Here is a 12,659-nt window from a genome sequence, read left to right as displayed (position 1 = left end):
GTAGTCGGTCCAACGTGGGTCTGTCCCGTCGTGCCTCGCGGCTGCCCGGTCAGCGCGCTTCTGCGCGTTCGCGGGTGAGACATGCAGATGGCTTCACGAGGTCCACTCCGGTATTCGGAGAGGTTCCCGGACCGCCCGCGGGTCATCCGATCCGTGGTTTGAACGGTAGATGACCGACCAACAGATTGCAGAGGGCATGCCGAAGAAAGAAGGCGTGATCGAGATCGAGGGCACCGTAGTGGAGGCCCTCCCCAACGCTATGTTCCGCGTGGAGCTGAGCAACGGACACAAGGTTCTCGCCCACATCAGCGGCAAGATGCGGCAGCACTACATCCGGATCCTTCCTGAGGACCGCGTGGTGGTGGAGCTGTCCCCCTACGACCTGACGCGCGGTCGGATCGTCTACCGCTACAAGTAGCCAGCCGACGATCAAGAAAGGGCTGACATGAAGGTCAACCCGAGCGTTAAGAAGATCTGTGACAAGTGCAAGGTGATCCGTCGCCACGGCCGCGTCATGGTGATCTGCGAGAACCCGCGCCACAAGCAGCGCCAGGGCTGAGTCCCAGCTCGCAGCACAACTGAATACTTCATCGAGTCGCTAGGACACAGGCCAGAACTTTCTGGGTCCGAACTCACCTCCGGAGCAGAGGCCGGAGCCCGAGGGTGCCACCCCGGGACGCGACCCGACCGACACCTCTGACGCAACGTAAGGATCACAATGGCACGCCTCCAAGGTGTTGACCTTCCGCGCGACAAGCGCGTGGAGATCGCTCTCACCTACGTCTACGGCATCGGCCGTACCACCTCGCAGAAGCTCCTCGAGGCCACCGGCGTCAACCCGAACACCCGGGTGCACGCTCTGGCTGAGGACGAGCTGGTCAAGCTCCGCGACGAGATCGAAGCCCAGGGCATCCAGACCGAGGGTGACCTCCGTCGTGAGGTCCAGGCCGACATCCGTCGCAAGATCGAGATCGGCAGCTACCAGGGACGCCGCCACCGTCAGGGCCTTCCGGTCCGCGGTCAGCGCACCAAGACCAACGCGCGCACCCGCAAGGGCCCGAAGCGCACCGTCGCCGGCAAGAAGAAGGCCAAGTGATTCGACGCCTGTACCGGACTTTTCCGGGCAGCGTTGATCCGGCCTTCGCCTCGATCTCACAGACCAGCCAACTCAGGAGTTAATGCATGCCTCCGAAGACCCGACAGGGTGCGACGAAGGTTCGTCGCAAGGAGAAGAAGAACGTCGCTCAGGGCGAAGCCCACATCAAGAGCACGTTCAACAACACGATCGTCACGATCACCGACCCGACCGGTGCGGTGATCTCGTGGGCCTCGGCCGGCACCGTCGGCTTCAAGGGCTCGCGTAAGTCCACCCCGTTCGCCGCTCAGATGGCCGCCGAGGCCGCTGGTCGCCGTGCGATGGACCACGGCATGAAGAAGATCGACGTCTTCGTGAAGGGCCCGGGCTCGGGCCGCGAGACCGCGATCCGTTCCCTGGGTGCGATCGGCCTCGAGGTCGGCACCATCCAGGACGTCACGCCGGCCCCGCACAACGGTTGCCGTCCGCCCAAGCGCCGTCGCGTTTGATCCCCACCGAGACATAGAAGGAGACTGAAGAGTAATGGCCCGTTACACCGGACCCATGACCCGCAAGTCGCGCCGTCTCGGTGTCGACCTTGTCGGCAACGACGCGGCGTTCGAGAAGCGCCCCTACCCTCCCGGCCAGCACGGCCGCGGCCGCATCAAGGAGAGCGAGTACCTCCTCCAGCTTCGTGAGAAGCAGAAGGCTCGCTTCACCTACGGCGTGATGGAGAAGCAGTTCGCTTCCTACTACGCCGAGGCCCACCGTCGCGGTGGCAAGACCGGCGACAACCTCCTGGTGCTCCTCGAGGGCCGCCTGGACAACGTCGTCTACCGTGCCGGGTTCGCCCGCACCCGCCGCCAGGCCCGCCAGCTGGTCGTTCACGGCCACTTCCTGGTCAACGGCAAGAAGGTCAACGTGCCTTCGTACCAGGTCTCGGCTCACGACGTCATCGACGTTCGCGAGAAGTCGCTGGAGATGACCCCGTTCATCGTGGCTCGCGAGACCCACGGCGAGCGCGTCGTCCCGGCTTGGCTCGAGGCTGTCCCGAACCGGATGCGCATCCTGGTTCACCAGCTCCCCGTCCGGGCTCAGATCGACGTCCCGGTCCAGGAGCAGCTGATCGTCGAGTACTACTCGAAGCTCTGATCAGCCCTATGCAGTAACCACGGCGAGTCCCCGGCGTTCAAACTTCACAGAAGAAGTACGCCGGGGCCTTGCCGCCCCCACAGCCTTCCGTCATCACCCCTTGAAGTTCGGGTCCGTCAAATAGCGGTCGGCCCGGAAAGGACAAATCAGTGCTTATCGCACAGCGCCCCACCCTGTCGGAAGAGTCCGTCGAGGAGTTCCGCTCCCGTTTCGTGATCGAGCCCCTCGAGCCGGGCTTCGGTTACACGCTGGGCAACTCTCTTCGGCGCACCCTGCTCTCTTCGATCCCCGGTGCTTCGGTCACCTCGATCAAGATCGACGGCGTTCTCCACGAGTTCTCGACCATCGAGGGCGTCAAGGAGGATGTCACCGAGATCATCCTCAACCTCAAGGGTCTGGTCGTCTCCTCCGAGCACGACGAGCCCGTCACCATGTACCTGCGAAAGTCCGGTGCCGGTGACGTCACCGCTGCCGACATCGCGCCGCCGGCCGGTGTCGAGGTGCACAACCCCGACCTGAAGATCGCGACGCTGTCCGACAAGGGCAAGATCGAGCTCGAGCTCGTCGTCGAGCGTGGCCGCGGCTACGTCTCCGCGGTCCAGAACAAGGGCGCCGAGAACGAGATCGGCCGGATCCCGGTCGACTCGATCTACTCGCCGGTCCTCAAGGTCAGCTACAAGGTCGAGGCCACCCGTGTCGAGCAGCGCACGGACTTCGACAAGCTCGTCATCGACGTCGAGACCAAGCCGTCGATCGCTCCCCGCGACGCGATCGCCTCGGCCGGTAAGACCCTGGTCGAGCTCTTCGGTCTGGCCCGTGAGCTGAACGTCGACGCCGAGGGCATCGACATCGGCCCGTCGCCGGTCGACGAGCAGCTCGCCGCCGACCTCGCCCTCCCGGTCGAGGACCTGCAGCTGACCGTCCGCTCCTACAACTGCCTCAAGCGCGAGGGCATCCACACCGTGGGTGAGCTCATCTCCCGCTCGGAGCAGGACCTGCTCGACATCCGCAACTTCGGCGCCAAGTCCATCGACGAGGTCAAGCTGAAGCTGCACGAGATGGGCCTGTCGCTCAAGGACAGCGCCCCGGGCTTCGACCCGTCCGCCGCCCTCGCCGCCTACGGCGACGATGACGACGACGCGTTCGTCGAGGACGAGCAGTACTGAGTTGTTACGCCCGGCCAGGCGGCTCCGCCACGGCCGGGCGGACAGTTTCGCCATGGGTTTGCGGTGCAGCCGCGGCCCGGCGTAATCCATGAGAAAACCGCCCATCTGGGCGTCTACCCCGGTACCTAGTACGGCCGGAGAGAAGGAGCAGGCTCGATGCCTAGCCCGAAGAAGGGTGCCCGCCTCGGCGGTTCGCCCGCGCACCAGAAGCTGATCGTCTCGAACCTCGCCACCGCGCTGTTCGAGAACGGCCGCATCACCACCACCGAGGCCAAGGCCCGGGTTCTCCGCCCCGTCGCGGAGAAGCTGATCACCAAGGCCAAGAAGGGTGACCTGCACAACCGTCGCGAGGTCCTCAAGACCATCCGCGACAAGTCGGTCGTGCACACCCTCTTCACCGAGATCGCCGAGCAGTTCGCGGAGCGTCCGGGTGGCTACACCCGGATCACCAAGATCGGTCCCCGCAAGGGCGACAACGCTCCGATGGCTGTGATCGAGCTCGTCAACGAGGCCTACGAGCCGAAGACCAAGGCTGCTCCGGCTGCCGCGGCTCCGGTTGCTGCCCCCGTTGAGGAGACCCCGGCCGACGAGGCGCCGGCCGAGGAGGCTGCTGCCGAGGAGACCGAGGCCACCGAGGCTGCTGCCGACGAGGCGCCTGCTGAGGAGACCAAGGACGAGGCCAAGGCCTGATCTGGTTTCAAACAGTGGCCCGTCACCCGCGAGGGTGACGGGCCGCCGTCATTTCCAGGCCTCCTGCTCCGATCGGGCCAGCAGCCAGCAGACGACCCCGCCGAGGACCATGGCCACCGTCGTCACCAAGGCGGACAGAGCCGACAACAGCTGCGCCGCGGCGTAGTTGTCGAAAGACACCGTCTGCGGCGCCGCGAGGGACAGGGGCACGTGCACCACGATGAGCAGGAAATATGTGACCGGGAGCCCGATCAGCCACCGGCGACCGGTCCAAGCGGCGCATCCCCAACCGGCGAGGACCAACAGCAGGACCAGCGGTGCGAGCAGGCCGACGACGATCGGGTTGTAGAACTGGAACAGCTCGACGAGGGCGTGCCAGAGCACGGTGTTCAAGAGCCACGCGAGCATCGGCAGCGCGATGCCCAGGAGCCGGCCCGTCGGGGTGCGTGCGATGACTGCGGCGCCGCCTGCCACCACCGCATACAGCAGCGCGTTGAGCACGATGGTGACGATGGTGACGATCGTCATGGCGGCCGCGGTGCCGCCGAGGAGGTAGACCAGGACGAGGCCGATCAGGGCGATCCCGATCTGCAGGAGCACCACCGCGGTGATCACGGCGATGGTGACTGCCTTGGTCGATCGAGCGGCGCTACCGGTGCCGTCGGCCCCTGAGCGGGGCGTCGGGGGCGGTGGGGGAGGCGACGCTGAGTGGCTCATGGCGGGCAGCCTGTCGGATCCGCTGCCCGCTTGGCCACTCCATTCGAGGGCCGACGGTCAGAGTCCGGCGAAAGCTGCCTCGCGCATTCCGTCCGGAGCCGGTGTTGCTGGGACAATGAGCGACGTGCGTATCAGGATCGACCTCGCCTACGACGGCACCATGTTCCACGGCTGGGCGACCCAGCCGGGGCTGCGCACGGTGCAGGGAGAGCTGCAGGACGCGCTGGCGACGGCCCTGCGGATGCCGGCGATCGACGATCGGTCCCAGGTGTGGGTGACGGTGGCGGGGCGTACGGACTCGGGAGTGCACGCCCGCGGCCAGGTCGCGCACTTCGACGTCGACGCAGAGGTGCTCGAGTCCTCGCGGGGACGGACGGAGCAGTCGCCGCTCGACTCGCTGGTGCGCCGCCTGAACGGGATCCTCCCAGCTGACCTGCGGGTTCACCGGGCGACCGAGGCGCCGGAGGGGTTCAACGCCAGGTTCTCGGCCCTGTCGCGACGCTATGTCTACCGGATCGTGGACGATCCGGCGTACGTCGATCCCCTGCAGCGCGGTCACGTGCTCTACCGGACCCGGCGGTTGGATCTGTCCTCGATGAACGTCGCCTCCGCCGATCTCGTCGGCCTCAACGACTTCGCCTCCTTCTGCAAGCCGCGCGAGGGTGCGACCACCATCCGCGACCTGCGCCAGCTCACCTGGGACCAACGCCCCGACGGGATCATCGAGGCGACCGTCCTCGCCGACGCCTTCTGCCACTCGATGGTGCGATCCCTGGTCGGCTGCCTGATGGTGATCGGGGAGGGGCGCAAGGACGTCACCTGGGCGAAGGAGTCACTGGCATCGCGCACCCGGTCCTCCTCGATCCCGATCGCGCCGGCCAACGGGCTGACCCTCGAAGAGGTCGCCTACCCGCCCGACGAGATGCTGGCTGCCCAGCACCAACGCACCATGAATCGCAGAGAGGCGAGCGAGCTTGACCGGGACCGATGACGAGCACTACTTCTCCGCCGACCCGTCGGTGGCCTTCGAGCGGATCCCGGTCTCGACGACCGTGTGGGACATTGATCTCGACCTGGTGAGCGGGTCGGGGGTCTTCGCCAAGGGGCGGCTGGACATCGGCACCTCGGTGCTGTTCAAGGAGACCGACCCGCCGTCATTGAAGCCGGGCGCGCGGATCCTCGACCTCGGTTGCGGCTACGGCGTGATCGGGCTCGCGCTGGGGGTCGCGGTGCCGGAGGCGTACGTCACCGGGGTCGACGTCAACGAGCGGGCGGTCCTGCTGGCGAACGAGAACGCGGCCAAGCTCGGTCTCGGAGACCGCTACGTCGCGCGGACACCTGGCCAGGTCGACGCCGAGGTGACGTACGACGAGATCTGGAGCAACCCGCCGATCCGGATCGGCAAGCCGGCCCTCCACGAGCTCCTGCTCACCTGGCTGCCACGCCTCGCCCCCGGTGGTCGTGCGGTCATGGTCGTCGGCAAGAACCTCGGCGGCGACTCGCTGCAGCGCTGGATCACCGAGCAGGGCTACCCCACCACCCGCATCGGCAGCGCCAAGGGGTTCCGGGTCCTCGAGACCCGCCGCGGCTGATAGCGAGGATCAGACCGGGACGAGGTCCTTGGCCAGCCGGACCGGGAGGCGGTCGAGGCTGTAGACGACCGAGAGGTCGCGCCAGCCGAGGGCGCCGGGGTCGTCGGTGGCCATGGCCAGGTCGGGGAACCGGCGGGCGAGGCCGGTGAGGGCGGCACGGAGCTCCATGCGGGCCAGCTCGGCGCCGACGCAGCGGTGCATGCCGTGGCCGAAGGCGAAGTGCATCGTGTCGGCGTTGCGGAGGTCGAACTGCTCCGGCTTCGGAACCACCGCAGGGTCGCGGTTGGCCCCGGTCAGGCTGACCAGGACGACGGCGCCCTTCTTGACCGGCAGACCGAAGAGGTCGTGGTCCTCGCGGGCGAACCGCGGGAAGGCGAGCTGCACCGGGCACAGGTAGCGGAGCAGCTCCTCGACGACCTTGTCGACCCCGGCCCGCTCGCCTGAGCGCAGGATCTCGTACGCCTCGGGGTTCTGCATCAGGACGTAGGCGCCCATGGAGAGCATCGAGGCGGAGGTCTCGTAGCCCCCGAGGAAGACGCCGTCGGCGAGGCCGCCGAGCTCGACGTCGTCGTACTCCGAGCCCTTGTTGCGGATGATCTCGCCGATCATGCCCTCGCCCGGGTTGGCGCGCTGCTGGCGGACCTGCTCGATGAGGAACGTCCGGGTCTCGGTGGCGGCGCCGAAGGAGCCGGCGCTGCCCTCCGACAGGTCGAACCGGGCCATGCCGAGCTTGTGGAACTCCTCGCGTACGTCCTCGGGCATGCCCAGCAGCTCGCAGATCACCCGGAACGGGATCTCGAAGCCGAAGTGCTGGACCAGGTCGACCTCGGGGCCGTGGGCCTCCATGTCGTCGAGGGCGTTGGTGACGATCCGGTCGATCATCTCGGTGAGGCGACCCAGGCGCCGCATGGTGAACTCCGGCGTCAGCAGCCCGCGGAGCTTCGTGTGGTCGGGCGGGTCGGTCATGCCGAGGCCGCCGATGCTCTCGGCGTCGGAGCGCTTGCGGGTGCCGAGCAGGTGGCGCATGTCGTTGGAGTACGCGGTCTTGTCGGCCAGCACGTGCTTGGACTCGGCATGGCCGGTGACCAGCACGATGTCGAGCCCGAGCACCGAGCCGAGCTTGGTGACCGGCGCCTGCTCACGGCTCTCGGCGAGCATCGGCACCGGGTCGACGCCGTCACGGAGCAGCGGAAAGGTCAGGTGCTCGGGGATCTTGCGCAGCGTGGTGATGTCGGGGATCGGCGACTCCTTGCCCCGCATCGCGAACTGCAGGGCGAGCTTGCGGACCCGCTCGGTCAGCGGTCGCGTCATCGCCCCTAGAGAGGAACGTACCTGGGCAGCAATCTGCATGCGGCCCAGTCTGACCCATCGTCAGGGCACGGTCATCAGGAATACCCCTGGTTTCACGGTATGTCCTCGATCACCCCTGGGGCACACCTAAGGGATCACCCGTGGAGCACGGCCCGGAACAGCGCGCACGTCTCCTCGATCGCGAGCTGTGCCGTCTGCGAATGCTGCCCCATGGCGAAGAAGCCGTGGATGAGACCGTCGCAGTGCATGTAGGTGGTGGGAACCCCTGAGCTCTCCAGCGCCTTGGCGTACGCGATGCCCTCATCGCGCAGCGGGTCGAACTCCGCGGTCACCACGACCGCCGGGGCCAGACCCTCCAGGTTGCCCTTGATCGGGCTGATCCGCGGGTCGGCGCGGTCGCCGCCACCGACATAGTTGTCGGAGAACCACTTCATCGTCGGCAGCTCGAGGAAGTAGCCGTGGCCGTTCTCCGCGTAGGAGGGGTAGCCGCTGGTCATGTCCGTCGCCGGGTAGATCAGCAGCTGGCCGGCGAGCTCGCGCCCCTCGGCCCGGAAGACCTGGGCGACCACGGTCGACAGATTGCCGCCGGCGCTGTCGCCGGCGACAGCCACCCGGCCATCACCCCCGAGCGTCGCCGCGTTGTCGCTGACCCAGCGGGCGGCCGCCAGCGCGTCGTCGTAGGCGGCGGGGAAGGGATGCTCAGGTGCGAGGCGGTAGTCGACGGAGACGACCACGGCGTCGCAGTTGGAGGCAAGGTTGCGGGCCTGGTCCTCGTGGGTGTCGAGGTCGCCGACGACCCAGCCGCCGCCGTGGAACATCACGATCGTCGGCAGCGGCCCCTCGGTGGTGGGCCGATAGATGCGTACGTCCAGGTCGCCGGCCGGACCTGGGATCACCGAGCTCTCGACCGAGGCGACCGGTGGAAGTGGAACGCCCTCGCTCAATGCGCGGAAGAGCGCTCGTGCCGTCGGCGGGTCGTACGACTCCAGGGGCTCGCCCAACGCGTAGAGAGTGAGCAGGTCGGCGATCTGGCTGTCGAGCGGAGGCATGGCGTAAGTCATATCGGTATTCGCTGAAATGTGTCGAGCATCACGTTCTACTGATGGGACCGTTTCGACCCAACCGGGCCGGAATAACCATTCGACACGGATGCCAGACTGGACGGCTGTGGGACATGTGGACGTTGCTGGAGTGCGGTTCCAGCTGCCTGATGGGCGAGTGCTTCTCGACGACGTCTCCTTCCGGGTGGGGGAGGGCGCGAAGGTGGCGTTGGTCGGTGCCAACGGCGCCGGAAAGACCACGCTGCTGCGGATCGTCACCGGGGAGCTGACCCCGACGACCGGATCCGTGGTTCGCTCGGGCGGCCTCGGCGTGATGCGGCAGATGGTGGGCAAGGGCTCCTCGACCGTCGGTGAGCTGCTGCTCTCCGTGGCGCCCGCGCGGGTGCGCGAGGCGGCGGCAGCAGTGGAGGCCTGCGAGCTGGAGCTGATGTCCTCGGAGGAGGAGCGGCTGCAGATGCGGTACGCGACCGCGCTGGCCGAGTACGCCGACGCCGGCGGCTACGACCTCGAGGTCGTCTGGGACGTGTGCACCATGGCCGGGCTCGGCGTCCCCTACGACCGCGCCCGCTACCGCTCCCTGGACACCCTGTCGGGCGGCGAGCAGAAGCGGCTGGTGCTCGAGTATCTGCTGCGCGGCCCCGACGAGGTGCTGCTCCTCGACGAGCCGGACAACTTCCTCGACGTGCCCGGCAAGATCTGGCTCGAGCAGCGCATCCGGGAGTCTCCGAAGACGATCCTCTACGTCAGTCACGACCGTGAGCTGCTGGACAACACCGCGACCAGGGTGGTCACGGTCGAGCTCGGCGCGTCCGGCGCCGGCAACAGCACGTGGACCCACCCTGGTGGGTTCGCCTCCTACCACGAGGCCCGCAAGGACCGGTTCCTGCGGTTCGAGGAGCAGCGCCGTCGCTGGGACGAGGAGCACGCCAAGATCAAAGCGCTGGTCCTGCGGCTGAAGGTCAAGTCGGAGTACAACGACGGGATGTCCAGCCAATACCGAGCGGCCCAGACCCGACTCCGGAAGTTCGAGGAGGCCGGCCCGCCCGTCGAGCAGCCCCGAGAGCAGGCGGTGCAGATGCGGCTGCGCGGCGGCCGGACCGGCAAGCGGGCGGTGGTCTGCGAGGCGCTCGAGCTCAGCGGACTGATGAAGCCGTTCGACCTGGAGGTCTGGTACGGCGAGCGGGTTGCTGTGCTGGGCTCCAACGGCTCGGGCAAGTCCCACTTCCTGCGGCTGCTCGCCCGCGGCGGCACCGACCCGGACGTGGAGCATCGCCCGGTCGAGGACACCCCCATCGAACCGGTACGCCACCGTGGGAAGGCCAAGCTCGGCGCCCGTGTGCGGCCGGGCTGGTTCGTCCAGACCCATGCCCATCCGGAGCTGGTGGGGCGTACGTTGCTCGACATCCTCCACCGTGGGGAGGCCACGCCCGACGGGCGCGGGCGTTCGGGGATGGGTCGCGAGGCGGCCTCGCGGGTCCTCGACCGCTACGAGCTCGCCCACGCCTCCGAGCAGACCTTCGAGTCGCTCTCGGGCGGGCAGCAGGCGCGTTTCCAGATCCTCCTGCTCGAGCTGAGCGGTGCCACCCTGCTGCTGCTCGACGAGCCGACCGACAACCTCGACGTTCAGTCGGCCGAGGCTCTCGAGGCCGGGCTGGAGTCGTTCGACGGCACGGTCGTCGCGGTCACCCACGACCGCTGGTTCGCCCGTGGCTTCGACCGGTTCCTGGTCTACGGCGCGGACGGAGACGTCTACGAGTCCCCGGAGCCGGTCTGGGACGAGACGAGAGTGGAGAGGTCACGATGAGTGAGCTGGTGGTCGAGCGGGTGGATCCGTTCGAAGGGGACGCCTTCGACGCGTGGTACGACGTGATGACCCAGTCGTGGCTGGACGTGCGTGGCCCCGACGCGGACCTGTGGGCACGTGAGGAGCTGCGCGTCGAGCTGCAGCAGGAGACCGCGAAGACCGACCGGAGGGCGTACGCCGGCCGTGTCGGTGAGGAGGTGGTCGCCGCCGCCTGGATGGCCATGCCGCTGACCCACAACCTCCACCGGGCGACGCTCGTGGTGGCGGTGCTGCCGGCCCACCGCCGGCAGGGCCATGGCACCAGCCTGCTCGACCATGTCGAGGCGGCGGCGCGGGCCCAGGGGCGTACGTCGCTGACGGGCGAGGTCTGGTGGCCCTGGTCGCTCGGGTCGAGCGGTGAGGGCTCGCCGGGACGGGAGTTCGGGCTCGCCCGGGGCTATGCGGCTGCGCTGGTCGAGGTACGCCGCCTGCTGCGGCTCCCGGTGCCGGGCGACGTCCTCGACCGACTGGCGGCGCAGGCCGCCGAGCGGCACGGCTCCTACACGCTGCGGTCCTGGGTCGGCCGGGTACCCGACGACATCGTCGAGAGCTGGGCGGTGCTCGACGCCAGCCTGGAGACCGAGGCGCCGACCGGCGACCTGGACGTCGAGGCGCCAGAGCCCGATGTGGCGAAGGTGCGCGAGATGGAGGAGCTGGTCGAGGCCCAGAAGCGGACCCTCTACCACTCGGTGGCGCTGGATGCCGAGGGCCGGGTGGTGGCCTACACGGTGATCGGCTACTCCAGCATGGACGGCAAGAGCTATCAGTGGGGCACCCTGGTCGAGAAGGCTCACCGGGGCCACCGGCTCGGGCTGGCGGTGAAGGTCGCCAACCTCAGGCTGCTCCAGTCCGAGCGTCCCGAGGCGCCGACCCTGACGACCTACAACGCCGAGGTGAACGCCCACATGATCCAGGTCAACGAGGCCATGGGCTTCGAGCCGATCGAGTGGCTGTGCAGCACCCAGAAATGACGTCGTGTGCTGCCAGGAGTGCGCCATAGCGCACCCCTGGCAGCACACCGCGAAAATGTCGGTGGGGGCTGGCAGCGTGACCGTATGGCGGATTTCGATGTGCTTCTCCTGGCGGCGCGGCAGGGCGGGCTGGTCACTCGGGCGCAGCTGCGTGCGCTCGGGATCTCACGGTGGCGCGTGCGCAACCAGCTCGCCGCGGAGCGGTGGGTGGAGCGGTCTTCGACCGTGATCAGCACCTTCACGGGCTCGATGTCCCGTGACCAGCTGATGTGGTTGGGCGTGCTCCAGGGTGGGCCGCGGGCGTTGGTCGGCGGTCTCACCGCTGCCGAGGCGCACAAGTTGGCCAACTGGCACCGTGAGACGATCACGGTGCTCGTTCCGTACGGCGACGACATCCAGGAGCCGCTCGACGGCATCGACTTCGTGCGCACCCGGAAGGCGATCGACTCGTTCAGGTCGACGTCGAGCGAGCTGCCGCTGATGAAGCTCGAACCGGCGGCCCTGATGTGGGCGGCTCAGGAACGCAGCGACCGTACGTCGCAGGGGGTCCTGGCCGCAGTGGTCCAGCAGCGGTTGACGACTCCGGAGTCGCTCGCCGCCTGGCTCAGGGACCTCAAGCCGTTGCGCAAGGCCCCGCTGTTCCGAAGGGCTCTGGCTGAGATGAGCGAGGGTGCTCAGTCGCTGTCGGAGATGGAGTTCAGGCGGATGTGCCGCCGATTCGGGATCGCGAGACCGGCGCAGCAGACGAAGCGCCGCGACAGCGACGGCAGGGTGCGCTACACCGACTGCGAGTGGCCGCTTCCCGATGGGCGGTTGCTCGTGCTCGAGATCGATGGCGGCTTCCACATGGAGGTCGAGCACTGGGAGGACGATCTGGCCCGGCAGCGCGCCCTGTCCGCGCCGGACCGCGTCATCGTCCGGTGCACGACACGTGAGATCCGCGACGAGCCACAGCGCCTGGCCCGCGACCTGCGAAGACTAGGAGTGCCAAAAGCCGCCTAACCCGGCGGTGTGCTGCCAAGGGTGCGCAAAATGGCAAACCAGTCCGCACACCCCGGTAAAATTTGGATACGAGTGCAAC

Annotated in this window: 15 protein-coding genes; 12 read left to right on the top strand and 3 right to left on the bottom strand. The window is 67.9% G+C overall.

Features of this window, described 5'->3' with window-relative positions:
• The first annotated feature begins 196 nt into the window (after positions 1 to 196).
• The 7 genes from infA to rplQ all read left to right on the top strand — a co-directional run bounded on the left by infA (position 197) and on the right by rplQ (position 4,083).
• A complete protein-coding gene (infA, locus tag H5T77_RS10745) occupies positions 197 to 418 on the top strand; it encodes a translation initiation factor IF-1 (protein WP_011757309.1) in 222 nt (73 codons plus the stop codon).
• A gap of 27 nt (positions 419 to 445) precedes the next feature.
• Positions 446 to 559, top strand: coding sequence for a 50S ribosomal protein L36 (gene rpmJ, locus H5T77_RS10740; RefSeq protein WP_008361054.1), 114 nt, complete (start codon positions 446 to 448; stop codon positions 557 to 559).
• A gap of 159 nt (positions 560 to 718) precedes the next feature.
• Entirely contained in the window at positions 719 to 1,096 is a 378-nt protein-coding gene (gene rpsM / locus H5T77_RS10735) for a 30S ribosomal protein S13 (RefSeq protein WP_292648745.1), read from the top strand.
• Positions 1,097 to 1,182: 86 nt separating this feature from the next.
• On the top strand, positions 1,183 to 1,584 hold the full coding sequence (gene rpsK / locus H5T77_RS10730) for a 30S ribosomal protein S11 (protein ID WP_091052417.1): 402 nt from the start codon (positions 1,183 to 1,185) through the stop codon (positions 1,582 to 1,584).
• Between the two features lie 34 nt (positions 1,585 to 1,618).
• The gene (gene rpsD / locus H5T77_RS10725; protein WP_183544329.1) at positions 1,619 to 2,227 is read left to right on the top strand and encodes a 30S ribosomal protein S4; all 609 of its coding nucleotides are present in this window, start codon (positions 1,619 to 1,621) and stop codon (positions 2,225 to 2,227) included.
• A gap of 149 nt (positions 2,228 to 2,376) precedes the next feature.
• Complete coding sequence (locus H5T77_RS10720; RefSeq protein ID WP_008361061.1) at positions 2,377 to 3,393, top strand: DNA-directed RNA polymerase subunit alpha; 1,017 nt, start codon at positions 2,377 to 2,379, stop codon at positions 3,391 to 3,393.
• Between the two features lie 156 nt (positions 3,394 to 3,549).
• On the top strand, positions 3,550 to 4,083 hold the full coding sequence (gene rplQ, locus H5T77_RS10715; protein WP_292648730.1) for a 50S ribosomal protein L17: 534 nt from the start codon (positions 3,550 to 3,552) through the stop codon (positions 4,081 to 4,083).
• Between the two features lie 48 nt (positions 4,084 to 4,131).
• Here rplQ and H5T77_RS10710 read toward each other — a convergent pair whose 3' ends face one another.
• The gene (locus H5T77_RS10710; protein WP_292648727.1) at positions 4,132 to 4,800 is read right to left on the bottom strand and encodes a hypothetical protein; all 669 of its coding nucleotides are present in this window, start codon (positions 4,798 to 4,800) and stop codon (positions 4,132 to 4,134) included.
• 124 nt (positions 4,801 to 4,924) lie between these two features.
• Here H5T77_RS10710 and truA point away from each other — a divergent pair, with 124 nt between their 5' ends.
• Both truA and H5T77_RS10700 read left to right on the top strand, forming a co-directional pair.
• Positions 4,925 to 5,791, top strand: coding sequence for a tRNA pseudouridine(38-40) synthase TruA (gene truA, locus H5T77_RS10705; protein ID WP_292648724.1), 867 nt, complete (start codon positions 4,925 to 4,927; stop codon positions 5,789 to 5,791).
• Entirely contained in the window at positions 5,775 to 6,392 is a 618-nt protein-coding gene (locus H5T77_RS10700) for a class I SAM-dependent methyltransferase (RefSeq protein ID WP_292648721.1), read from the top strand. Before truA ends, H5T77_RS10700 begins: the two co-directional genes overlap by 17 nt.
• 9 nt (positions 6,393 to 6,401) lie before the next feature.
• Here H5T77_RS10700 and H5T77_RS10695 read toward each other — a convergent pair whose 3' ends face one another.
• Both H5T77_RS10695 and H5T77_RS10690 read right to left on the bottom strand, forming a co-directional pair.
• Positions 6,402 to 7,742 (bottom strand): cytochrome P450, encoded by a 1,341-nt coding sequence (locus tag H5T77_RS10695; protein ID WP_292648718.1) that lies wholly within the window; start codon positions 7,740 to 7,742, stop codon positions 6,402 to 6,404.
• A gap of 95 nt (positions 7,743 to 7,837) precedes the next feature.
• On the bottom strand, positions 7,838 to 8,752 hold the full coding sequence (locus H5T77_RS10690; protein ID WP_292648715.1) for an alpha/beta hydrolase: 915 nt from the start codon (positions 8,750 to 8,752) through the stop codon (positions 7,838 to 7,840).
• Between the two features lie 118 nt (positions 8,753 to 8,870).
• On the opposite strand from H5T77_RS10690, the gene H5T77_RS10685 reads away from it, so the two are divergent.
• From H5T77_RS10685 to H5T77_RS10675, 3 genes are all read left to right on the top strand, one after another.
• A complete protein-coding gene (locus H5T77_RS10685) occupies positions 8,871 to 10,568 on the top strand; it encodes an ABC-F family ATP-binding cassette domain-containing protein (protein WP_292648712.1) in 1,698 nt (565 codons plus the stop codon).
• Positions 10,565 to 11,578 carry a GNAT family N-acetyltransferase gene (locus tag H5T77_RS10680; protein ID WP_292648709.1) on the top strand — a complete coding sequence of 338 codons (1,014 nt, stop codon included), beginning with the start codon at positions 10,565 to 10,567 and terminating at the stop codon, positions 11,576 to 11,578. Before H5T77_RS10685 ends, H5T77_RS10680 begins: the two co-directional genes overlap by 4 nt.
• Positions 11,579 to 11,662: 84 nt before the next feature.
• Positions 11,663 to 12,580, top strand: coding sequence for a type IV toxin-antitoxin system AbiEi family antitoxin domain-containing protein (locus tag H5T77_RS10675; RefSeq protein ID WP_292648706.1), 918 nt, complete (start codon positions 11,663 to 11,665; stop codon positions 12,578 to 12,580).
• Positions 12,581 to 12,659 lie beyond the last annotated feature (79 nt).

Source organism: Nocardioides sp., from assembly GCF_014360585.1.
Lineage (GTDB): Bacteria > Actinomycetota > Actinomycetes > Propionibacteriales > Nocardioidaceae > Nocardioides.
This window is presented reverse-complemented; position numbering and strand designations above follow the sequence as displayed.